Source organism: Rapidithrix thailandica (assembly GCF_039710355.1).
Lineage (GTDB): Bacteria > Bacteroidota > Bacteroidia > Cytophagales > Flammeovirgaceae > Rapidithrix > Rapidithrix thailandica.
The window spans coordinates 625806-650199 of the sequence record NZ_JBDKWZ010000001.1 but is presented as its reverse complement, the minus strand read 5'-3'; the positions used below and the strand labels follow the sequence as shown (position 1 = coordinate 650199).

The window sequence follows — 24394 nt, the reverse complement described above, 5'->3', positions numbered from 1 at the left end:
AAAACAACATTCCTTCAAATCCTGTAGAAATCGTATCTTTGCAGTTATGCAAGTTACAGAGATCAAACGGGATATCCGAAAGCTGACCCTCGCAGAGATAGAAGCTTTTATGCTAAGCATTGGTGAAAAAAAATTCCGGGCCAAACAAGTGTATGAATGGCTATGGCGTAAGTCGGCACGTTCTTTTGAAGAAATGACCAACCTTTCGCTTCAAACCCGGACCTTACTGTCCCAACAGTATGATATTTTTGCCCTCCGGTTGGACCAATCCCAATTAAGCTCTGACGGCACCATCAAGAATGCATTCAAGCTCTTTGACGATAATATCATTGAAGGAGTATTGATCCCTACTGACAGCCGAATCACGGCTTGCGTTTCCTCTCAAGTCGGTTGCTCTTTGTCCTGTAAATTTTGTGCTACGGGTTACCTGGACAGAAAAAGAAATTTAGAAGCTGGAGAGATTTACGACCAAGTGGTCGCCATCAACCGGCAAGCCGAAGAAAGTTATCAAAAGCCTTTGAGTAATATTGTATATATGGGTATGGGAGAACCTCTGCTCAATTACAAAAACGTACTTCAATCCATCCACTATATTACCTCACCGGAAGGCTTGGGCATGTCGCCAAAACGCATTACCGTTTCTACAGCAGGTATTGCCAAAATGATTCGGAAACTGGGAGATGAAGAAGTGAAATTTAACCTGGCGCTTTCTTTACATGCAGCCAATGATGTAAAAAGAGCTCAAATTATGCCCATCAATGAGACAAACTCCTTAGAGGCTTTGAGAGAAGCTCTGAAATACTTTTTCAGCAAAACGAAAACCCCCATTACTTACGAATACATTGTCTTCAATAACTTTAATGATTCTATTGAAGATGCAAAAGAGTTGTATCAATTTACCAAACACCTACCTTGTAAAGTCAATATCATTGAATATAACCCCATTGCAGAAGCGGCCTATCAAAATACCAAACAGGATAAGTTGGATCATTTTGCCCATTACTTACGTGGCCGTGGCGTCAATGTAAACATTCGAAGAAGCCGGGGGAAAGACATTGATGCCGCTTGTGGACAACTTGCCAATAAGCACCAAACAAAACAATAAATCAAACACCTGTCAATGCAGTGTATTGCATTGGGTTTGCATTATTCAAATAACAACCTGTACAATACACAAAAAAGCGTATTTCTCAAGAAAATAGTATGGTACCAAACAAGCCGATATAAAGAGTCATTAAACAAGTCAACCCATCACTATTTAGCTTAAAATCAAGCTTTTCTCAATAAAACATTACTTTTATTTCCTGTGAGTCAAGACTACTTAAATTGCTTTTTTGTTAAAAGATTAACCCTCTATAAAAAGGAAATATCAAAACACTACCAAAAAAAAATTCAATATCACAAATTGACCATCAATTTATTTTAATTTATTAACAATAAAATTGAGTAATTGCTAATAAAAAATAAGCATTTATCCTTATATTTCTCTTAAACTTATAAAAAATTACACAAGCAAGGTAAATTGTAGCTTTTAAAAGTAAGGGAGTAAATAACCCCCTAAATTTGGTTACAATTCAACACATCACAGTTCATTCGATTATGAATAACCGCACAATTTATCTTAGAACTAAAACAGGAATACTCTACTGTGTAATCAAAACTAACCTAGAGGCAAACACAGTAACCCTTGTATGGAATGGCTATCAAAGTGTTGAAAGCATTAAGAGTGGCTATGTGAAAGCCCTCCAACTGACAAGAGCTAAGGAAGGTCGTTTAAAGAAATGCCTTTCAGACCAAAGTAAAATGCTGGGATCTCCTAAAAATATAAATAATTGGTTGGAGCATGAATGGATGCCTAAAATGTTCAATGCAGGCATAAAACATATTGGATTTGTAGAAAATAATGAATTAACTTCTTCTCTCAATATGAAGGAAGTTACGATAAAAAATATTTTCAATGAGCCCGGTTATAGTCATCAACTGGATATACAAAAGTGGCTCTTGAATAAAAATTAGTTTTCTGTTTTTGTTGTTTGTTTGTAAGCCATGGTACAATATTTTATTGTACCATGCTTTTTTTTATCCAAACGGAAAATAACAGTACTTCCTATGACATACCGGACTATACTTTGATGATGGCTTTTTCGGAGATAGGCGGAAGAGATTTTAGTTTTAAAAACAAACGAGCCGTAACGACTACGTCATTCGAGCAGTATTCCGCTATTTTTTCCAAGTTTTTTTCATTATAGTACACATCCCTGACCTTACTTCCTTCCATATCTCCTTTACTGGATGAAATATCTAATATAGTCGCTAACAAATCCAAAGAAGTATAACTTTTCCTATCTCCAAACGTCCACATTTCCATTGTATCAATATGGGGTATCCCCCATGGTTTTTTACCTTGTATTTGCAAGGATTTCGGTAATGCGATTCCTTTTACAAAAAACCTTCTGCACAAATAGGGAAAATCGAACTCTTTCCCATTATGAGCAACCAATGTATAAGGCTTTTGCAAAAGGGAGTGAAATGCCTGTAATAGATCTTCTTCTTTTTGCTGTTTGAAAGTCTTCACTCTAAAACTTAACTCACTGGCTTCATCCAAACAGAAATACCCCACACCTATTGCAATAATTTTCCCAAACTCTGCATAAATCCCGGCTTTCTTTGAATACAAATCGGCAGCATCTGCTTCTTTATCAATGGAAAGGGCTTTTTTTTCCCATAATAATTGCATTTTCTCCGGTACTTGTTCCCACTCGGCCCATTCCGGTACGGTTTCGATATCTACAAACAACAAGTTTTGTAGTAGTTGAAAAGCTTTCATGATATTCTTACATTTAGCGTTAAACTTTCAGGTAGGTAATTTTAGGAGTAAAGGCATCCGAAACAATTTCAAAAAACAACACAGTTAACCAGTTTATTTTCAATGAAGTGGTTTACACTTATAGTTTTTGACCGAAAATGGAATCAAAATCGGCTCATCAAGGCACTTTTTGAAGAGAATAGCCAAAGCTATTGTTGAAAAAAGTAACACAGAGGAAGCGTGTTTGAAACATTTTTTAGCAAAAAGAAAAAGGTTAATTCCCTTCAATAAACTAAACAGACGTAACCCAAACAACCATTTAGTCTTTTTATTTAAAAAAGTACAGCTAAATTTCATCCTTTGGCCCAACAACGAATTTTGGACGTGCTCTGAGTCGAATGAATTATTATCAAAAGATTTCACATACCTTTGCCCTACGGATCATTACGTATGTAAATACCATCACTTAATAAGTTTGTAAAAATGACAATTTCCATCATTGTAGCCAAAGCACAAAACAATATTATCGGTAATAACAACCAACTTCTATGGCACCTACCCAATGATCTTAAATTTTTCAAAAAAACCACCAGTGGCCATGCTATCATAATGGGTAGAAAAACATTTGAATCCATAGGAAGGCCTTTACCGAACCGTACGAATATAATTATAACCCGGCAGACAAGCTATCAACCTGAGGGCTGTATCGTGAAGCATTCTTTAAAAGAGGCAATTGAATACGCCACAGAACAAGTACAAGAAGAAAACCTGTTCATTATTGGCGGAGGAACCATTTACAGAGAGGCACTTCCATTAGCTGACAAACTATACATTACGGAAGTCCATGAAACATTTGATGGGGATACGACTTTTCCGGCATTGGATACCCATGAGTGGCAAGAACTTAGCAGAGAGGATTACCCGGAAGATACTAAAAATCAGTATCCGCATTCTATCATCTCCTATCAAAGAAAAAAGGCTTAAGACGAGGTTTCGTTCTTAAGCCCAAATCTACCTGTAGATCAACCCAGGTAGGGTTTTAATGCTTTACTACGAGAAGTGTGTCTTAAGCGCCTTATGGCTTTTTCTTTGATTTGCCTTACACGCTCGCGGGTAAGGTTAAACTTTTCACCTATTTCTTCTAAAGTCATTGAATGTTCTCCGTTCAGGCCAAAGTAAAGTGAAATCACATCGGCCTCACGTTTGGTTAAAGTAGACAGCGCCCGGTAGACTTCCCTTCGAAGGGAATCATTTAATAATGCTGAGTCAGGCTTTTGATCGCTATTACTTTCCAGGACATCGTACAGGTTGTTTTCTTCCCCCTGTTGAAAAGGAGCATCCATCGAAACATGTTTTCCTGAGATCTTGATGGTATCCACTACTTCATTTGTAGTGACCTCCAAAACTTCAGCGAGTTCCTCCGGAGAGGGCTCCCGTTCATACTTTTGCTCTAACTCGGAAAAGGTTTTTGTGATTTTATTCAACGACCCGACACGGTTTAGAGGCAAACGCACAATACGAGACTGCTCCGCCAAGGCTTGCAAAATGGACTGTCGTATCCACCAGACAGCATAAGAGATAAATTTAAACCCTCTGGTTTCGTCAAACCGTTGTGCTGCTTTAATCAAGCCCAGGTTCCCCTCATTGATGAGATCGCCTAGGGATAGGCCTTGATTCTGGTATTGTTTAGCTACTGACACGACAAAACGCAAGTTCGCTTTGGTAAGTTTTTCAAGAGCCAGTTGATCACCTTCCCGGATACGTTTGGCAAGTTCTACCTCTTCATCAGGAGTGAGTAATTCAACTTTGCCAATCTCTTGCAAGTATTTATCCAGAGACTGACTTTCACGGTTAGTAATTTGTTTACTGATTTTTAGTTGTCTCATAAAAAGACGGCTTTAAAGATAATGAGGTAATAAATTCAAAAACTAAACGAACTTAAAATTTCATTAGTTCAGGACAATTATTAACAGATAATAATGAGAGATAGCAGAGTTAGTAGAACTGTAAATGCTGGTTCTGATTGTAGTAGTATATTCCCGGTACTAATCGCGTAATCCTTTTGAGGAGAAAGGCTGTAGCATTCTTAATACAGGGAACGAAAGGCTAGTAAGAGTAAAGTATACGTTATTGCAATAACAAAATCGTTTGGTAAAAACAAAAAATACCAATCCTAACATGTAGAATTGGTATTTAATTTATGGAATAAGTTCTTTAATCTTTCCAAGATACTTCATATTCATATCTTACTATACGTTTCTGTCAAGTATATAGTTTTTATTCCGGACTAACAAGCCCGGTACGAAGTTTCTTAGACTTAAAGATCGTTAATATCGCTTCTTTTTCTGCCCGTACCCCCGATCTCTCGACCCCTGAGGTTCTTGGTAGTTTTCAGGCTTTGGCAGCAATACTTTTCTGGACAAACGATACTTACCGGTTTTCTTATCGATATCCATCAGTTTTATTTTGATCTCCTCTCCGTTCTCCATCACATTATCCATACTCTCCAAGCGTTCCCAAGAGATCTCGGAAATATGAAGTAAACCTTCTTTCCCCGGTAAGAACTCTACGAAGGCCCCGAAGTTGGTCACTGACTTGACGATACCGTCATATACTTTACCGACTTCAGGTACTTCTACGATACGTTGTATACGCTTCACAGCCTTGTCCAAGGCCTCTTTATCCGAAGCATATACATTTACGATCCCCGATTTATCCACTTCCTCAATGGTAATGGTGGTTCCGGTCTCACGCTGGATATCCTGAACTACCTTACCTCCCGGTCCGATAATCGCACCAATCATGTCTTTCTCGATCTCGATACTTACCAAACGAGGAGCATGTGGTTTATAATCGGCACGTGGCTCGGTAAGGGTTTTACCCATTTCCTGTAAAATATGTAAACGGCCTTTGCGTGCTTGTTCCAAAGCTTCTTCCAATACTTCAAAAGACAAACCATCTATCTTGATATCCATCTGACAAGCAGTGATACCATTTTCCGTACCGGTTACTTTAAAGTCCATATCTCCTAAGTGATCCTCATCCCCTAAGATGTCCGAAAGGATCGCATATTTACCCGTCTCGGCATCCGAAATCATCCCCATAGCAATCCCTGACACAGGTGCTTTCAGTTTTACCCCTGCATCCATCAATGCCAACGTACCGGCACAAACAGTTGCCATAGAAGAAGAACCGTTTGACTCCAGAATATCAGAAACTACCCGGATGGTATACGGATTTTCCAAATCTTTTGGCACCATGCGGAACAAGGCCCTGTGCGCCAAGTTGCCATGACCAATTTCTCTTCGGCTAGGTCCACGGTTAGGTTTTACCTCTCCGGTAGAGAAGCCTGGGAAATTATAGTGTAAAATAAATTTGCTGGTACCTGAGTGCATTGCCCGGTCGATGATTTGCTCATCTAATTTGGTTCCTAAAGTAACCGAGGTAAGTGATTGAGTTTCACCTCTGGTAAAAATTGCTGAACCATGGGCTGAAGGTAAGTAATCCACTTCGGAGGCAATAGAGCGTACTTGGTCTAACTGGCGTCCGTCCAAACGAACTCTGTCATTCAGCACCAAATCCCTTGCTGCTTTCTTTTCCGCAGCATCCAAATAGCGCTTAATCAAAGTCAGGTTAATGGTTTCATCGTCCTCAGGCAATGTATCCAAATATCCTTCTTTTACTTCTTTAAAGGCCGCTTTTCTTTCCGATTTTACCGAAACCGAAGATTTGGCAACCTCATACAGTTTATCATATACAGCTTCAAAAACTTGTGCTTTAAGCTCTTCATCCTCTTCCGCACCTTCCCAAACTCTCTTCTCAGTAGCATTCGCCAACTCGGCAAATTCGATTTGAGCCTGGCACTGTACTTTGATGGCCTCATGGGCTACCTTCATACCTTCCAGCAAGTCCAATTCGCTTACTTCATCCATTTCCCCTTCCACCATCATGATATTTTCCATGGAAGCGGCTACAATGATATCCAATTCGATATTTTTATCATTGAAGGTAGTCAAATCGGGATTTACCCAATATTGTCCGTCCGTTTTAATTACTCGCACCTCCGAAATAGGTCCGTTAAACGGGATATCAGATACTGCGAAAGCCGTAGAAGCAGCCAAAGCGGCTAAGCTATCCGGCTGAGCTTCTTGATCCGCAGAAATCAAATAAATATTGACCTGGGTATCACAGTAATAATTGTCAGGGAACAGTGGACGGATGGCCCGGTCCACCAAACGAGAAACGAGTATCTCATGCTCGCTTAATCTTCCTTCTCGCTTAATAAAACCACCGGGGATCTTTCCCGCGGCAGAAAATTTCTCTTGATAATCTACAGATAAAGGTAAAAAATCAGCATCTTCTCGGGGTTCTGTATTCGACACCACTGTGGCCAGGAGCATCGTATTACCCATGCGAACTACCACTGAGCCATCGGCTTGCTTGGCCAATTTACCAGACTCCAGGGTGATGGTCCGGCCATCGGGTAGTTCAATTTCTTTGGTGATAAAATTAGGATATAATTCGTGATGCATTACGATAGACTTAAATAGTGAGTTTTATGAATGGTCTACTCTTCGCTATTCCTTAACAGCAAAGCTTGGGGGCTCTAAACGTCAGACAGTATTTTCAATACTAGGAGTGGTTCTTACTAACCTAACACAGTATATTTTTTTGAATGTTACCTTCAGAAAAATGGCACTTGGCCTGGGCTAAGTTCTGTTTTTCCGTTGAGTCTGAACCGAATCACTTCCCCTGGTTAAGGCTGAGACAGGCGGAAGCATTCCTGAATGTTTAAAAACCGAAAAAGGGAATTCATAAATGAATCCCCTAAAACTATGGATTTCTTTTAACAATTGTAGAAAGTATAACCGACAAAACCAAAATCTTGTCGAGAAACATGTCGAAGACTTTCCATTTACTTTCTAATACCTAATTCTTTAATGATCGCACGATATCTGGTAATATCATTCTTTTGCAAAAACTTCAACAATTTTCTTCTCTTACCTACCAACTTCATCAAACCTAACCGGGTAGAGCTGTCCTTCTTATTTTGCTTCAAGTGCTCTGTCAAATGTTGGATTCGGTGGGTAAACAAAGCAACCTGAGCTTCTGGTGAACCTGTATCAGTTGCTTCTTTTTTGAAACCATGAGCCTTGAAAATCTCTTCTTTCTTTTCTTTTGACAAATACATTTATCCTAATATTAATTTTCTATACTCCGTTAAGAATTCCCGCAAAATTACTAAGCTTTATTCTATTATCAAACAAGTATGCGGTTAATTTTTATTAAACTATCTCAGCGGCTTGTTTGACTGCTTTTCCTAATAAAGTCGCTGAGGTACAATCTTCTACCAGTACATTTACATATTGTCCTTTTTCGTACGATTCTTTCGGGAAAACCACTACTTTGTTCGCAGTATTTCTTCCTTGAAGATATTCGTCCGACCGCTTGGACAGCCCCTCTACCAAGACTCGGTGCACCTTCCCAACATCCCGCCGGTTCCGGGCCATGGAATGTTCATTTTGTTTGGCAATAATTTCTTGTAACCTTCGCTTTTTCACCTCCAAAGGAATATCGTCTTCAAACTTTTTCGCGGCCAATGTACCCGGACGCTCCGAATAGTAGAACATATAACTGAAGTCGTATTGCACATAGTCCATCAAACTGAGGGTCTCTTGATGTTCTTCATCCGTTTCGGTACAGAAGCCGGCAATCATATCGGAAGAAATACCACAGTCGTCCCCTAAAATCCGTCTGATGGCATCCACTCTATTCAGATACCAGTCCCTGCTATATGTACGGTTCATAATCTCCAACACACGCGTGTTTCCGCTTTGTACCGGCAGGTGAATGTACTTACAGATATTGTCGTACTTAGCCATGGTATGCAATACCTCATCGGTGATATCTTTGGGGTGGGATGTAGAAAACCTTACTCTGAGCAAGGGATCCACCTGGGCCACCATTTCCAAAAGATTCGCAAAGTTAACTACTTCAATAGTTTCACCTTTCTTTTCAGCCCTTTCGATTTGTGCTTTTCCTTTAAGAGAATCTTCAGAAGACCATTTGTATGAATCTACATTTTGTCCTAATAAAGTAACTTCCCGGTATCCTTTGGCTGCCAGTTGCCTGGCTTCCTCTACAATGGAATGCGGATCACGGCTTCGTTCTCTCCCCCGGGTAAAAGGGACCACGCAAAAAGAGCACATATTGTCACATCCCCGCATAATGGAAATAAATGCGGTTACGCCATTGCTGTTCAAGCGAACGGGATTGATATCGGCATAAGTCTCTTCTCTAGACAAAAAGACATTCACCGCTTTACGGCCATCATCCACGTTGGACACCAGTTCCGGCAAATCACGATAGGCGTCCGGACCTGCTACCAAATCCACAATCTTTTCTTCCTCCAGTAGTTGAGCCTTTAGCCGTTCGGCCATACAGCCCAGCACACCGATCACCAAGCCTGGCTTATCGGTTTTCACCGCATTGAATTGTTTCAAACGCTTACGTACGGTTTGCTCTGCTTTATCTCTGATAGAGCAGGTATTAAGAAAAATCAGATCGGCATCTTCAAACTTGGAAGTTGTGCCAAATCCTTGTTTTTCCATGATAGAGGCTACAATCTCGCTGTCCGAAAAATTCATCTGACAGCCATAGCTCTCAATATATAATTTGCGTTGGTCAGGCTTTGCCATGTCTTTAGAGACATTTACTACCTCACAAGCCTGCGTATCGCCTTCATTTAAAATACCAATATCCTTAATCAACTGATCCATTGCTTCTTACCATTATCGTATCAAAGCGCAAAATTACTAAATTTCTTCAGGCCGAGAAAAATTGAAGAAGGTTTGTTGAAATATTTGCTAAAAGTAAAGTCAGATACGCCTTTTCATTGGTAGAATACCGGCATTTGTTTAATGTAATATTTCCCCTATACTTGCATTTTGCCAGGTACTTGTCTCTTTTTTCAGATGAGTACGATAGCTAGTAAATATTCAGCGTTGAGGTTATCAACTTCCTAATCTGTCACACTTATCATCATTCAAAATGTTGGAATCATTAGACAAACTTGATAAAGAGATCTTTCTGTTTTTTAATTCTCTGCATGCCGATTGGCTCGACCCTATCATGTGGGCCATTACCGAATCCGGTACCTGGATTCCTTTTTATGTGCTGATCATTGCATTTTTAGTGTATAAATTCCGTTGGAATACCATTTTTATTTTAATGGCTATCGGCCTTACTATCACTCTGGCCGATCAATTTGCGTCCGGGTTCTGTAAGCCTTTTTTCGAGCGTCTCAGGCCTTCTCATAGCCCGGAACTGGAAGGATTAGTACACCTCATACAAGACAAAAACGGCAACTATTACAAGGGAGGCTCTTTCGGGTTTATCTCTTCGCACTCGGCCAATACTTTCGGACTTGCCTCTTTTTTATTCTGTTTGTTCAGGAAACGGGTCGCTTATATTAGCCTGATGTTTCTTTGGGCAGCCATTGTCTCTTATAGCCGGATTTACGTGGGCGTTCATTATCCGGGAGACCTCATGGTAGGCGCATTAACAGGAATACTTTGGGGCTTTCTCTCATTCAAACTATTAATGTTTCTCTGGAACAAGTTTGCTCCTCAAAAAAGCCTGTATTACCAAAAGTAAACCTATTGCTTTCTATAAGAATAAGAAAAGCCGTAAGCGAAGAGTTAATACTTCTGCTTACGGCTTTTCTTTTGTTCAATTATACATTTCTCAATCAGATACATACATGCATCACAAATGCTTTTCTACTGATTGGTTTTTGTCCTCGAAGTGGTTTAAACTTATAGTTTTTGGCCGATTTTGAAACATTTTTTAGGAAAAAGAAAAAGGTTAATTCACTTCCTCTATAAAAAATTCAGTTTTTCCATAAAACTACTTTTATATGAAGCTCCGATAGGGATTTCTTTTTGTGGCATCACTATCGTCATATCTTCAATTGTATCGATTTTATTGATATTGACAATATAAGAGCGGTGCACCCGGATGAAGTTTGTGGCGGCCAATCGCTTTTCCATTCCCTTCATGGTAGAGTGAACCACATACTTTTTCTGTAGCGTATTGATAATCACATAATCGGAAAGCGCTTCAATAAAAAAGATATCCTCCAAGGTAAGGCGGACAATTTTGTTGTCGGCTTTTACATAGATTTGATCCTCCGGGGCTTTTTCAGAGGTTTTCTGAAGATTTTGTTTCACTTTATCCAAAGCTTTCATAAAGCGAGGGTAACGCACCGGTTTCACCAGAAAGTCCACCACATTGTATTCAAAGGCCTCCAAGGCATATTCCTTTTGTGCGGTAATCAAGATGATTTGGGGCAAATCAGGAATAGATTGCACTAAATCCATCCCGGTCATTTCCGGCATTTCTATATCTAAAAAAGCCACGTCCACCTTATTATCTTTTAAAAAGTTAAAGGCCTCAATAGAATCTTCAAACTCCCCTACCAAGGTTAATTCAGGAGTATTCAACACATGCGTTTTTATGATTTGCCTAGCCACCGATTCATCATCTACTATTATGCAATCCATATGATAAGCATTTGGTTAATTGTTAATATATTGAAAAAATACTCTTTCCAAGCTAGATCGAGTACGAGAGAGTGTCCCCCTAAAAAATACATTTAGAATGTTGAGATTTGAAGATACAACCTCAAACTAAATATAAGTAATCTGCAGAATTCCTTTGCGAATGGTATGCCAAGCTATTACCTAAACTGGTATAGTTATTTTTTATATACAAAAAAACTTAACCTTGACTAGCAGACAAGTAATTGTTTTGAGCAAACAATTTTTGAATATACTTTCCTAAAATATCAAATTCCAAATTAACTTTCTGACCTTCCTGTAACGTCTTGAAATTGGTATGTTCGAAGGTATAAGGAATAATTGCCACGCTAAAACGCCCTTCTTGCGAATCTACCACCGTGAGGCTAATTCCGTTGACACAAATCGAACCCTTTTCTACGGTTATATTTTTTAAAGCAGGGTCATAAGAAATGGTAAACCGCCAACTGCCCTTCTCATCTTGTACTTCTTCACAAATCCCGACCTGGTCTACGTGCCCTTGTACTATATGTCCGTCAAACCGTCCGTTCATAGGCATACACCTTTCCAAATTAATTTCATCCCCAACCTTCCATTCACCCAAGCTGGCTTTCTCCAAGGTTTCATGAATGGCCGTAGTGGTATGGGTATTTCCATCCACGGAGGTTACCGTAAGACAAACACCATTGTGTGATACACTTTGATCTATTTTTAATTCAGAAGAAATATCGGACTGGATTCTTAAAATTGAATTTTGTTCTTCCTGTTCAATACTGAGGATCTTGCCAGTACATTCAATTATTCCGGTAAACATGATTTTATTTAGTTATACATTTGTGAAACGGTGTGTAGCAATTTCTGCTTGGACAACCTAAAATAACAAACTAATCCATGGTAAGATTGTTTGCTTGGCATTTTTTGACTTTTGTCATGCCTTCGACCGGGTATCCATTTATTGTACTAAATTACGCACTCTACACTTTTAAATCTTCCCAAACAGGGTATTTTTCTTCTTCTTAGAGGAAGCTCAATAAGAAAAATCCCATCTTATAAAAAAATCCGGCTTGACAGATAAACCTGCCAAGCCGGATACAGATCAATTATATCGTTTCATTTATTTTATAATAATTCCTCTGCTTTTTGCAATACGGCATCCAAACCATTGATGTCTTTCCCACCGGCGGTTGCGAAGAAGGGCTGTCCTCCTCCCCCACCTTTGATTTCCTTTGCCAGTGTTTTCACCATTTGTCCGGCATGATAGCCTCGCTCCTTCACCAACTCATCCGAAATCATGACTCCCACTTGAGGTTTTCCGTTGATATTCGCGGCCAAAACCAAGAACAAGTTATCGACTTTCGCCCGCAGGTCAAAAGCCAACTGACGCAAGCTATCATTTTTTGGAAGATCCACCCTTCCAGCTATAAAGGCAACTCCGTCAATCTCCTTCACTTTTTCAAGCAAGCCCGTCTTCAAGCTCTGCACCTCTTTATTTTGCAATAGCTCCAGCTCCTTTGACAGGTTATTTTTATCTTCGAGTAAATCCTGAATGGACTTTCTCAAGTCTTTAGGGCTTTTCAAAAGCTCCGTAATATCTTTCAATAAGCGCTCTTGTTCTCTAACGTACTCTTCGGCTTTGGTTGCCGTGATTGCCTCGATACGCCTTACTCCGGCGGCCACTGACGTTTCGGTTATGATTTTTAAAAACCCGATATGCCCGGTAGAAGGCACATGCGTACCTCCGCATAATTCTACAGAGTAATTTTTATCGAATGTAATCACCCGTACAAAGTCACCATACTTCTCTCCAAACAATGCCGTAGCTCCCATCTCCATTGCCTTTTCGATAGGCACATTGCGCTGCTCTTCCAGCCGGATATCGGCTCTTACTTTCTCATTGACAATCCGCTCTACCTGTTCAATTTCTTCTTCCGTCATTTTAGAAAAGTGGGAAAAATCAAAACGCAACAAATTGTCATTCACTAAAGAACCCTTTTGCGCCACATGCTCACCCAACACTTCTTTCAATGCTGCGTGCAACAAGTGTGTTGCCGAGTGATTATTCATCGTCAACTTACGCTTGGTTTCATCCACATAGCAAGTAAATAATTGAGCCGGGTTTTCGGGAAGCTTTTCCATTTGATGGAAGATCAAATCGTTTTCTTTCTGGGTATCCAGAATGTAAAAGCGCTTGCCTTCCAATTCCAGGTAGCCGCGGTCTCCGACTTGCCCACCACTTTCGGCATAAAAGGGTGTTTTTTCGAACACCACTTGATAAAAGCTCTTTTTCTTCTCTTTGATCTGACGATATCTCAGGATGCGCGTTTGGGCAGACAAATGGTCGTAGCCAATAAACTCTACTTCGTCTCCCTCATTTACCACAGTCCAATCACTTTTTTCCGAAGCAGCTGCATTTCTTGAGCGGTCTTTTTGCTCTTGCATAGCCGCTTCAAAGCCCTTTTCATCTACTTCGAAGCCATTTTCCCGGGCAATCAATGCCGTAAGGTCAAATGGAAAACCAAAAGTATCGTATAATTCGAAAGCCGTTTTGCCATCAATCAGTTTTTGAGATTGTGATTGATTAATAATGTCTTGGAGGATTTTCAATCCCTGTTCCAAGGTTCTCAAAAAGGCAGTTTCTTCTTCTTTAATTACTTTGGCAATAAAGTCCTCTTGTGATCTGATTTCGGGAAACACTTCTCCGAACTGTTCAGCCAATATTGGCAATAATCGATAGATAAAAGGATCTTTAAAACCTAAGAAAGTCATTGCATACCGCACGGCTCTCCGCAAGATTCTCCGGATAACATACCCGGCCTTGTTATTAGACGGCAGTTGTCCGTCAGCAATGGCAAAGGCAATCGCACGGATATGATCGGCTATCACCCGTATGGCTATGTCTATTTTTTCATCTTCTCCATAAGTCACTTGGGCCTCTTTGGCAATAAACCGGATTAAGGGTTGGAAAACGTCTGTGTCATAATTGGAAGTTTTTCCCTGTATAGCCATGGCCAAGCGCTCAAAACCCATCCCTGTATCCACATGCTTTTCAGGCAGCTCTTCCAAACTGCCATTTGCCTTGCGGTTAAACTGGATAAATACCAGGTTCCATATTTCTATGACCAAGGGATGGTCCTGGTTTACCAACTCCCCTCCTGGCTTTTGTGCGATTTCTTTCTCGGAACGGATATCAATATGAATTTCTGAACAAGGGCCACAGGGACCTGTGTCACCCATTTCCCAGAAGTTATCTTTTTTCGACTGGAACAAGATACGGTCTTCGGAAATATGTTTTTTCCAGATTTCAGCGGCTTCATTATCTGCTTCCAAGCCATCTTTTTTATCGCCTTCAAACACGGTTACATACAGCCTGTTTTTCGGCAGTTTGTACACCTCTGTCAACAATTCCCATGCCCAGGCAATGGCTTCTTCTTTGAAATAATCTCCAAAAGACCAGTTGCCCAACATCTCAAACATTGTATGATGGTAGGTATCCAAGCCTACTTCTTCCAAGTCATTATGCTTTCCGGATACACGAAGACACTTCTGTGTGTCGGTTACTCTACGGGCCTCCGGTGTGGCATTGCCTAGAAAGAAGTCTTTGAATTGATTCATCCCTGCATTGGTAAACATCAGGGTCGGATCGTTTTTTACCACCATAGGGGCAGAAGGGACAATGCTATGACCTTTCCCACGAAAAAACTCCAAAAACCGGTTTCTTATCTCCTTCGATTCCATTTGTTTAACTCATTAATATTTAATCCTTTACAAAATAATGCTCAGAAAAAAAACTGGCATTTTATTTTTGGACTCTTATCTTTGCGACTGTTTAAACTTACGAAAAAGCTTCAAACTCTTGCGAAGATATAAGGATTTACGACTAATTCCGTTGTAAATCTAGTAGAAATTTAATTTTAAGTAATGGCAAAGATCAAATACTATTACGACACAGAAACATGCCGGTACGAGCGAATTAAAACCTCCACAACGGATATCGTTATCAATGCACTAGGCTTAATGTTTTTGTGTATCACCTTTGGCTTTATTTTCTCACTTATTTACTCTGAGTATTTCCCCTCGTCCAAAGAAGTTCAGTTAATCAAAGAGAATGAAGATTTGCTCTACTCTTATGATTTACTCCAAAAAGAAATTGAAAATACCAATGACATGTTGGCTAACCTCCAAGACCGGGATGAAAACATTTACCGGGTGATCTTCGAAATGGATCCCATCCCCATGGAAATCCGGAATGCAGGTTCGGGAGGAAGTCAAAAATTCCAAGACTTGTTAGACAAAAAACTTAGCCGTGAAAAACTGATTCACGGAACGTTAAAAAAGGTCGACCAATTAAGACGGAAGATGTACATCCAGACTAAGTCGTATGACGATTTGGTTGAAATGGCCAAAAATAAGAACAAGCTACTTGCCGCCATGCCCGCCATTCAGCCGATTGCCAACAAAGATTTAAAAAGATTCGCCTCAGGCTTCGGTTACCGCCTCCACCCTATCTTAAAAGTTAAAAAAATGCATACGGGTTGTGATTTTTCCGCTCCCAAAGGCACACCCATATACGCCACAGGTGATGGGGTAGTCATCACGGTAGAATTCAATAGAGGTTACGGAAAACAAGTGGAAATCGACCATGGCTTCGGGTATATCACAAAATATGCTCATATGAATGAGTTCAATGTAAAAAAAGGGCAGAAAGTTAGCCGGGGACAAGTTATCGGAAAAGTCGGTAGTACAGGTTTGTCAGTGGCTCCTCACTTGCACTATGAAGTCATTCATAAAGGAAAAAAGAAAAACCCGGTACACTATTTTTACAATGATTTAAGCCCAGAGCAATTTGAAATTTTGGTGGAGATGGCCTCAAGGGAAAATTCGTCTTTGGGATATTAATGTATCATACACAAACTCATTACAAGAGGAGATACCTGCAGGTGTCTCCTCTATTTTTTTCAATAGATAAGCGCGCAATTTGTTATACTTGTATTCATTCAACTAACACACTGGAATTAAAATCTCACCTAATGGCAATCGAAAAGAAATACTACTCTATTGGAGAAGTGGCGGAGCAATTTGATGTTGCCCCTTCCTTGATCCGTTTTTGGGAAAGTCAATTTGACATGATCCGGCCCAAAAAAAATAAAAACGGAGTCCGGCAATACACCCGAGGAGATATCGAAAAACTTCAAACCATCTACCACCTCGTAAAGGAAAAGGGCTATACCCTTCAGGGTGCCAAAGAGCTCCTCCGTTCCAAACCTCAGGTAGAGAACAAAATAGAAATGATCAATTCCCTGAAAAAAGTCAAGGCCTTTTTGGAAGACTTGCAAAAAAGTTTGGATAAGGATTAAAATTCCAGTCCATTTTTCCTCCTTCTACAACAGATAATACAACTCACTTTTCAAACCTAAAAACTCAAAAAAACATCCGATTTACGAGATAAGTTTTTGTATCCCCTCTGTGCCAACCTTAAGAAGCAAGTAAAGCCTTAATCCAACCTCTTTCTGTCAATCTGATTCAAAGTGTAATTTCCCTGTATCAAAGCCATAAAAAATTAAAATTTGATACTTATGTTTGCGATCAATAGTCAATAAATTAACTTAAACATAAACAAGGCATAAAATGATTATTGGAGTACCAAAGGAAATTAAGACAAATGAAAACCGGGTGGCTCTCACCCCAGCCGGTGTCAAAGAATTTGTGAAGCGGGGACATACGGTGTATATGCAAGCAACTGCGGGGGAAGGAAGCGGTTTTACCGATGAAGAATACCAACAGGCCGGAGCCAGTGTATTGCCAACCATAGAAGATGTTTATGAGATCGCTGAAATGATCATGAAAGTGAAAGAGCCTATCGAGCCTGAGTACAAATTGATCAAGAAAGATCAGTTGGTATTCACTTACTTTCACTTTGCGTCTTATGAGCCTCTGACCAAAGCCATGATTGACAGCCAATCGGTTTGCTTGGCTTATGAAACCGTAGAAAAACCTGACCGCTCATTGCCATTGTTAGTCCCAATGTCTGAAGTAGCTGGTAGAATGTCGGTTCAACAAGGTGCAAAATACCTGGAAAAAACCATGAAAGGTAGAGGAATCTTGTTAGGAGGCGTTGCTGGCGTTGCTCCGGCAAAAGTACTGATTTTAGGAGGTGGAGTAGTGGGTACAGAAGCGGCAAAAATGGCTGCGGGTTTGGGAGCTGATGTCACTATATTGGATGTTAACTTAGCCAGAATGCGCTACCTGGAAGATATCATGCCGGCAAACGTAAACACCATCATGTCTAACGAATACAACATTCGTTCTTTGATCCAACAAGCAGACTTGATTGTGGGTGCTGTATTGATTCCTGGCGCAAAAGCCCCTCATTTGATTACAAGAGATATGCTGAAAGAAATGCGTCCGGGTACGGTATTGGTTGACGTTGCCGTAGACCAAGGCGGGTGTATCGAAACCTGTAAACCGACTACCCACGAAAACCCAACCTTCATTATTGACGATGTGGTTCATTACTGCGTGGCCAATATGCCAGGAGCCGTTCCTTACACCTCTACTCTGGCCTTGACCAACGCTACCTTACCATATGCCTTACAACTGGCTGAAAAAGGCTGGAAAAAAGCATGTAGGGAAAATGAAGAACTGAAAAAAGGACTGAATATCATCCAGGGAAAAGTAGTATACCAAGCAGTGGCCGAAGCCTTTGATTTGGAATATACTTCTTTGGAAGAAGTATTATAAAACATACCTTTTTCAAGTGAAAAAGCCCTTGCACTAGTGCAAGGGCTTTTCTTTTATATTTTACCTTTCAGAAACCCCACTACCTTTCAATAATTCTTCTTAGATGCCAAAAAGAAGTTAATAAGTGTTAGGCCCGGTTAAAATTATATGGAGGATAACTCTAAAATTATTAAACTTGATTTTTGTAACTTTAGGATAATACTATTCACCGGTAAGGAAAAAAGTCAGAGTAAAACATCAACGCGTACATACTGTGAGTTACTGATAGCCAAGTTGCTTCTTCATACAAAGCGCTGCTTTTGCCTTTCTTACCAGAAACAACTTAGCTCAGCCTTTTGACCTAAACTACTACTTTTAGAATTGTATAACTAATCCAGGATATACACAATGAAACTAACATTCAACTTCCATCTGACAGCAGGTAAATACTTGCTTGGTTGTCTATGCTTTTTCATCTCTTCTTTTGCATCGGCTCAGTTTTACAAATTTCACCAGTATTTGACCAGTGATGGCTTACCGCAATCCTTTGTTTATACCCTCATACAAGATGCACATGGCTTTATCTGGATTGGCACGGGAGATGGCTTGGCACGCTTCGATGGCATTTCCTTTCAACGGTTCTCCACACAAAATAAACTGGCTGAAAACTATGTCACCAGTTCCTACCTTTCCTCCGATAACACCTTATGGTTTGGCCATCATCAAGGAGGCCTCTCTCTTTCGAAAGATGGAAAAACGTTCCGTTCTATCAATACACAAGGGACAATTGCCAGCCCTATTACCCAAATTATTGAAGATACAAACCACGATATATGGGTCGTCACACTGAACAACGGAATCTTCCTGGTGGATAAAAGCCATGCCCGGCTAGGCAAAGTGCCTATAGAGAAAAGTAAATTCTTAACCTATTCCATTGCATTTTTGCCCGATCAAAGAGTCCTTCTCGGAACCGATCAGGGCCTCTTCTCTTATAAACTGGAGAGGGAAGAACTGAATGCCCCTTATCAATTTGAAAGTTTAAAAGGTCAAAAGATTACTTGTCTGACATCAACAGACAATCAAAAGGTATGGATCGGAACGGAAGAGCAAGGTATTTTTCAGTTATCTACAACACAAAAAAGTGCAAAACCGACTCTCCTAAGTAAGGATTTCAAACATATTCTGGACATACAAGTCATTGGGCAAGACCAACTCTGGGTCAGCGAATTGCGAAAAGGAGTCTCAAAATTAATACTGACAAAAAATGCCTCTCAAATACAGGAACAATTCTTATATCAACCTCAAAGTGGGCTCGCCACTCAAAACATCCGGAAAATTTTTGAAGACCGGGAAGGTAATATTTGGTTGGGTTCAACAGGTGACGGACTGTTCAAACTAGACATCAACTACTTCTTGTTTTACCAATTTCAACATTTAGGAAAGAGTAACCAGGTTTTTTCTGTAAACATTGACTCTTCCGGCAACAAATGGTTGGGAACTGAAAATGGCATTTTGAAAATACCGGGTGTTGAGCATGAAAAACAAAACAATATTGAAGTTATTTCTCAACAACCCAAAGAAGTCAGCAGTATCCTTCAAAGTAAAAACGGCACTCTATGGGTAGGTACAAAAAGCAATGGCTTGTTTCAGTTTAACCCCAGCAATAAAGTACTCCGGCAGGTCATGCACTCTTCCAATAACCCGGCAAACTTTATCACAGACCTTATCGAGTATGAAGGGCACATTTGGGCAGGCACCAAAGAAGGCATCTATATTCTCAACCCACAAGGTACAGTGTTGGATACCATCAACACACAAAAAGGACTGGTTCACAACCGGATCAACTGTCTTTATAAGTCTACAACAAACAATAAGGTATACGTAGGAACACAAGGAAATTTTCTCATCGCTATAGACCAAGAAAAACAGGTGGAACGGATTGCTATTCACAACTCCTCTCCTCTGCTCAACATCCGGTGCATCACCGAAGACCAACAAGGTAATCTTTGGCTGGGAACCGCCGGGAACGGGCTATTGAAATTTGTCAACGCTCACCCTACCATCTATACCAGTGAAAATGGCTTACTGTCGGACTATTGTTACAGTGTCATTACCGATACCAAAAACAACATCTGGGTTGGGCATCGCAATGGCCTCAGCAAACTAGTATATGGGGAAGATCATTTCAAAACCTATACGGAAAAGGAAGGTATCGAAAATGAATTTCATAATAATGCCGCCGTACAAGATACAAATGGCAACCTATGGTTTGGCTCCGACAAAGGGCTTGTCCGGTACAATATAGCAGACGATCAAATCAACACATTCCCGCCTCAAATCAACCTCCTTTCGATAAAAATCAATGACGAGCCCATTCCTCTTACCGAAAACCTTCAGTTGCCTTACGGCCAATACAAAATGGAATTTGAATTCAGAGGAGTGAGTTTGAAAGAATCGGGGAAAGTTACTTACACTTCTAAACTGGAAGGCTATGACCTTGACTGGACAGAGCCCAGTGCCTCTAACCAGATTACTTACCCCAGAGTAGAAGAGGGTGAGTTTACCCTTCAGGTAAAGGCATTCAATAGCGATGGCATTGCCAGTACATTGCCCTTAACCTTACATATCGAAGTAGCTCTTCCTATTTGGAAAAAACCCTGGTTTATTGGCATGGTGGTGCTCATCCTTGCCTTTTTGGTATATCTGTATATTCGTTACAGAGTCAGAAAACTAGAGCTGGAAAATGAAAAACTGGAAAAAGTTGTTAGCAAACGCACCCAACAATACATCGATGCAAAAGACCAACTCAAGGCTGCCAATGAAGAATTACAACGGATGAATATGGAGTTAGAAAAGCAAGTCTATGAAAGAACTAAAAAACTCCGCAAAGCCAACGAAGACCTGAAAGTAGCCAATGAAGAATTGGATTTGTTTGTATACCGGGCTTCTCATGATTTAAAAGGACCCTTGGCCAGACTAACAGGCTTAACAAATATCGCCAAACTGGACATTAAAGAAGATACGGCTCTTTCCTATCTGGATCAATTGGAAAGCACTGCTCACGACATGGACAGCACTTTGGATAAATTGCTAATGATCAATGTTATCAATCGCTCAGCCCTGGATGCTGTCCCTATTGATTTTCACAAACTTCTGGATGAAATACGCATCCCTATTGACTCTTTACTGTCGCCTAATAAGATCCAATTAAAGGTGGATATGGATGGAAGATTTAATATCCATTCGGATGAAAAGCTTATTAAAATGATTTTAAGCAACCTGATTGAAAATTCCATTACCTTCCGCTCCCAAAGCTATAAAGTAGAGCCCTATATCTTAGTGAATGCTAAAGACGAAGGGCCTTATATCCGGGTAAATGTGGCCGATAATGGTTCCGGTATCCCCAAAGAACACTTGCCCAAAATATTCAATATGTTTTTCAGAGGCTCAGAGCTGTCAAAAGGCAATGGCCTGGGGCTTTATGTCGTCAAAAAGGCGATTGATAAACTTGGAGGCACTGTCACGGTAAAAAGTGAAGTAAATAAGTTTACCATTTTTGAAATCAAACTTCCCAAAGCCAAGCCCAAAGCCAGACACGATCAGCCTTTTGAATAATACCCTTTCCGCAAATAGGGCAAAAAAATAACCCGGGATATTTCCCGGGCTTTTTCAAATCAATTACAAAAGCTTGCTTAAGTAAGCATTTTATTTTTTAAAGCCGTAATTTCTTGTTTTAATTCTTCTACCGTATTTAACTCGGTTTGTAAATCCCGCTTCAACTTAATTTGCTTTTCCCGGGCTTGCTTTTTATACTCTTCAAAATTCTCTACAATATCATCGTATTCTTTGCGCTTCTCCGTAGCTACCATATTGGCATCTCTGAAACGGTAAAAAATCACTCCAACGGCTGCAATCAGTACAATGATGACTACAAAATTCATAGTGATATACGAGCCTTTTGAAAAATCAATCCCGATGACTTTAATATGGTCACTGTAATAGTTGCTTTCCTCCAAGGCCTGATCTCTGGTTTTCAGATTGCCGTTCAACTGCTCAATATTGCTTTGTTGCGCTACAATTTTTTGATTAGCTTCGTCCAACTTACCTTTCAATTCATGGACGGAATCCGTCACTACATTCCAGAAAGATTCCAAGCGGTTTTTCTTGATGACTTTGTACGTCTCGTAGTTATTGGATTTGTCTTTCAAATACTTGAAATGATCATCCAAGCTTCCGAAAGCCGTAGGCTCTTCATCTTCTTGTTTTTTTTGCACCGTCCTCTTTTTCTTTGGTGTAGAGGTTTTCTTCTGTGTATCTACTTGGGTTTGTTGAGTAGTTGTCTCGGTCTTCTTATCTGACTCACTCGCGTCTTGACTGTAAGAGCTAAAACTTAACAATGAAAGACAAGTGATATAGACAATAAGCTTAACATTCTTCATAACTATTCCTCAAAAAAAATTAATAACCTCAGTTCTATAATTTAAGTTAGTAGTTGTACTTTGCAGGAAGGGGAAAAAAATTTGTAAAACTAATCGTCAATTTAACCCGAGCAAAGATAAAAAGCTAGATTAGCTCCACAAAAATCGCATATTTGCCATCTCTCAAACGAAGTTCATTGAGAGTTCAAAATATTAACTCTGACACAAAGTTTATACCTTTTTATCAAATAACCTAAAAGCGAGGAACGTTTTAATGTGTTTCATACAATTATTCCTTCACTTTTTCCATTTTCAAGACAAACTTTAAGTCTAATATACTGAGCACCTGCAAGAAACTGACTCAAGCGGGGCAAATTTTCATTGAGCCGGTAAAAACTCCCTTAATTTCCCGACTTGGCCTCTTGAAGCAAATGATTGTAATTTGTTGCTCTTTCCTCCATTTTTTTCATTTCTTCAGGAAAGAGATTGTGCAATAAGTCCACATATTTGGCAAAAGCTTTGTTTTTATGATCCCGGCTCAACCTTCGCAACGTTTCACCAGCCGAAACATCCGAATAGGCGAATACAATTTCATCCAGCACCCCTTGGGCACCTTTCAGGGCCATGTTTTTCTCTTGTTCCACCTTTGCCCGGGAATAGTCTATCATATAGACCTGTAGTTTCAATCCTTGAGCTTCACCATAACCCGACACTTGATCCAAGGCTAATTCCAAATACTCCAGCCCCTTTTCCCGCTTGGACTTGGATCCGTAGGATTCATAATCATTGATACAACTCAAGGCGGCATTCACCAAAGTCGTTTCTTTCAAACGATAATCTTTGGCATAGGTAGAGATCAACTTTTCCAAGTCTTTGTACTTCCGGCTGGCATAGTATACATAAGTCAACTCTTCTACAATTAAAGGAATCAACGTTTCGTACCGAATTTCTTCGGCTTTGCGCAACAACTCCTGTAGTCGATGCATCACATCTGTGGAGTTCGGGGCTTTGTTGACTTCATTACGCAGCTTCTCCAATTCTTGCTGGTAGATAAATTTCTTCGATTCCAGCGTAAAATTCATTACTTCGGTCAAACTGGCTTCCACATGGCTCAACTCCTTTTCCAAAGAGCCTTCCACATCTTTTATCTTTTGGTGAATATCCGAAACCAACTGATCTTTTAAATGACTCAATTCTTTCCGAACCACCTTTTCCACCCGGTCATTCATTAATTTGTCGCCGGCAAAGGCCAATATTCCCCCTATCAGCCCAAAAAAGGCAATCATTCCGGTACCCCAAAACAGAAACTCGGATTGCATTTGATTGGAAATTTTATACTCTAGCCGTTCGTCAAAATCATTATTGGGAATGCGGGTATAATGTTCTTCAGCCAGTTGTTTTTGCAACTGCCTCACTTGTTCATTTACGCTGTCCAGTTGGTATTGTAAGGAAGGAGTTTGCTGGGCATTTGCAGTATACCGGAAGCAGACAAACAAAAGGCTACAATAAAGGAACAAGAACTTCATGGCTTATTCAACATTGAGGGTTAGCGATCCGATCAAGTTAGGAAAATCCTTGCTATTAGTCAATTATTTTCAAGCCCCTTCGTAACCAAAGAATCTTTTTTAAATCCGCAGGGAGGCATTCTTTTTATAAAGCAAATCACTGTTAAGATTCATTAACAATCTATTTTCGTTAAAAACTTTTATTAACAAAACTCTCTGATTCTTTTTAATATCTTTGCTTTAGGATTTACTTCAGAATAAAATACCCATCTAATAAACTATCCAGACAACCAACCTTCCTTAGAGTTGAACCAACTCTAATTAGTACATTACGTATTACCAAATTATAAATAAACTACCATTTATAAA

18 protein-coding genes are annotated in these 24394 nt (G+C 39.9%); 8 read left to right on the top strand and 10 right to left on the bottom strand.

The features are described 5' to 3' along the window. Positions 1 to 46 precede the first annotated feature (46 nt). Both rlmN and AAG747_RS02360 read left to right on the top strand, forming a co-directional pair. A complete protein-coding gene (gene rlmN / locus AAG747_RS02365) occupies positions 47 to 1105 on the top strand; it encodes a dual-specificity RNA methyltransferase RlmN (RefSeq protein ID WP_346819516.1) in 1059 nt (352 codons plus the stop codon). A 494-nt stretch (positions 1106 to 1599) separates the two neighbouring features. After that, complete coding sequence (locus AAG747_RS02360; RefSeq protein WP_346819515.1) at positions 1600 to 2016, top strand: hypothetical protein; 417 nt, start codon at positions 1600 to 1602, stop codon at positions 2014 to 2016. A 106-nt stretch (positions 2017 to 2122) separates the two neighbouring features. On the opposite strand, the gene AAG747_RS02355 is transcribed toward AAG747_RS02360, so the two are convergent. Next, positions 2123 to 2827 carry a 3'-5' exonuclease gene (locus AAG747_RS02355; protein ID WP_346819514.1) on the bottom strand — a complete coding sequence of 235 codons (705 nt, stop codon included), beginning with the start codon at positions 2825 to 2827 and terminating at the stop codon, positions 2123 to 2125. 462 nt (positions 2828 to 3289) lie between these two features. On the opposite strand from AAG747_RS02355, the gene AAG747_RS02350 reads away from it, so the two are divergent. Further along, positions 3290 to 3790, top strand: coding sequence for a dihydrofolate reductase (locus AAG747_RS02350; RefSeq protein ID WP_346819513.1), 501 nt, complete (start codon positions 3290 to 3292; stop codon positions 3788 to 3790). A gap of 38 nt (positions 3791 to 3828) precedes the next feature. Here AAG747_RS02350 and AAG747_RS02345 read toward each other — a convergent pair whose 3' ends face one another. The 4 genes from AAG747_RS02345 to miaB form a co-directional block, all read right to left on the bottom strand. Beyond that, the gene (locus AAG747_RS02345) at positions 3829 to 4692 is read right to left on the bottom strand and encodes a sigma-70 family RNA polymerase sigma factor (protein WP_346819512.1); all 864 of its coding nucleotides are present in this window, start codon (positions 4690 to 4692) and stop codon (positions 3829 to 3831) included. A 441-nt stretch (positions 4693 to 5133) separates the two neighbouring features. Then, a complete protein-coding gene (locus AAG747_RS02340; protein ID WP_346819511.1) occupies positions 5134 to 7338 on the bottom strand; it encodes a polyribonucleotide nucleotidyltransferase in 2205 nt (734 codons plus the stop codon). Between the two features lie 383 nt (positions 7339 to 7721). Next, positions 7722 to 7997 (bottom strand): 30S ribosomal protein S15, encoded by a 276-nt coding sequence (gene rpsO, locus AAG747_RS02335; RefSeq protein WP_346819510.1) that lies wholly within the window; start codon positions 7995 to 7997, stop codon positions 7722 to 7724. Positions 7998 to 8091: 94 nt separating this feature from the next. Continuing rightward, positions 8092 to 9585 (bottom strand): tRNA (N6-isopentenyl adenosine(37)-C2)-methylthiotransferase MiaB, encoded by a 1494-nt coding sequence (miaB, locus tag AAG747_RS02330; RefSeq protein ID WP_346819509.1) that lies wholly within the window; start codon positions 9583 to 9585, stop codon positions 8092 to 8094. A gap of 271 nt (positions 9586 to 9856) precedes the next feature. On the opposite strand from miaB, the gene AAG747_RS02325 reads away from it, so the two are divergent. Beyond that, a complete protein-coding gene (locus AAG747_RS02325) occupies positions 9857 to 10462 on the top strand; it encodes a phosphatase PAP2 family protein (RefSeq protein ID WP_346819508.1) in 606 nt (201 codons plus the stop codon). 224 nt (positions 10463 to 10686) lie between these two features. Here AAG747_RS02325 and AAG747_RS02320 read toward each other — a convergent pair whose 3' ends face one another. The 3 genes from AAG747_RS02320 to alaS all read right to left on the bottom strand — a co-directional run bounded on the left by AAG747_RS02320 (position 10687) and on the right by alaS (position 15120). Beyond that, the gene (locus AAG747_RS02320) at positions 10687 to 11370 is read right to left on the bottom strand and encodes a LytR/AlgR family response regulator transcription factor (RefSeq protein ID WP_346819507.1); all 684 of its coding nucleotides are present in this window, start codon (positions 11368 to 11370) and stop codon (positions 10687 to 10689) included. Positions 11371 to 11587: 217 nt separating this feature from the next. Beyond that, on the bottom strand, positions 11588 to 12199 hold the full coding sequence (locus AAG747_RS02315) for a riboflavin synthase (RefSeq protein WP_346819506.1): 612 nt from the start codon (positions 12197 to 12199) through the stop codon (positions 11588 to 11590). A 305-nt stretch (positions 12200 to 12504) separates the two neighbouring features. Then, positions 12505 to 15120, bottom strand: coding sequence for an alanine--tRNA ligase (alaS, locus tag AAG747_RS02310; RefSeq protein WP_346819505.1), 2616 nt, complete (start codon positions 15118 to 15120; stop codon positions 12505 to 12507). 183 nt (positions 15121 to 15303) lie between these two features. Between alaS and AAG747_RS02305 the strand changes: the two genes are divergently transcribed. From AAG747_RS02305 to AAG747_RS02290, 4 genes are all read left to right on the top strand, one after another. Further along, positions 15304 to 16281: a M23 family metallopeptidase gene (locus AAG747_RS02305; RefSeq protein WP_346819504.1), complete on the top strand. Its 978-nt coding sequence runs from the start codon at positions 15304 to 15306 to the stop codon at positions 16279 to 16281. A gap of 131 nt (positions 16282 to 16412) precedes the next feature. Beyond that, positions 16413 to 16739 (top strand): MerR family transcriptional regulator, encoded by a 327-nt coding sequence (locus AAG747_RS02300; protein ID WP_346819503.1) that lies wholly within the window; start codon positions 16413 to 16415, stop codon positions 16737 to 16739. A gap of 271 nt (positions 16740 to 17010) precedes the next feature. Continuing rightward, complete coding sequence (gene ald, locus AAG747_RS02295; protein ID WP_346819502.1) at positions 17011 to 18123, top strand: alanine dehydrogenase; 1113 nt, start codon at positions 17011 to 17013, stop codon at positions 18121 to 18123. A 387-nt stretch (positions 18124 to 18510) separates the two neighbouring features. Continuing rightward, positions 18511 to 21717 carry a two-component regulator propeller domain-containing protein gene (locus AAG747_RS02290; RefSeq protein ID WP_346819501.1) on the top strand — a complete coding sequence of 1069 codons (3207 nt, stop codon included), beginning with the start codon at positions 18511 to 18513 and terminating at the stop codon, positions 21715 to 21717. A 77-nt stretch (positions 21718 to 21794) separates the two neighbouring features. Here the strand turns inward: AAG747_RS02290 and AAG747_RS02285 are convergent, their stop codons facing one another. After that, entirely contained in the window at positions 21795 to 22541 is a 747-nt protein-coding gene (locus AAG747_RS02285) for a hypothetical protein (protein WP_346819500.1), read from the bottom strand. A gap of 380 nt (positions 22542 to 22921) precedes the next feature. Then, a complete protein-coding gene (locus AAG747_RS02280) occupies positions 22922 to 24046 on the bottom strand; it encodes a hypothetical protein (RefSeq protein WP_346819499.1) in 1125 nt (374 codons plus the stop codon). Positions 24047 to 24394 lie beyond the last annotated feature (348 nt).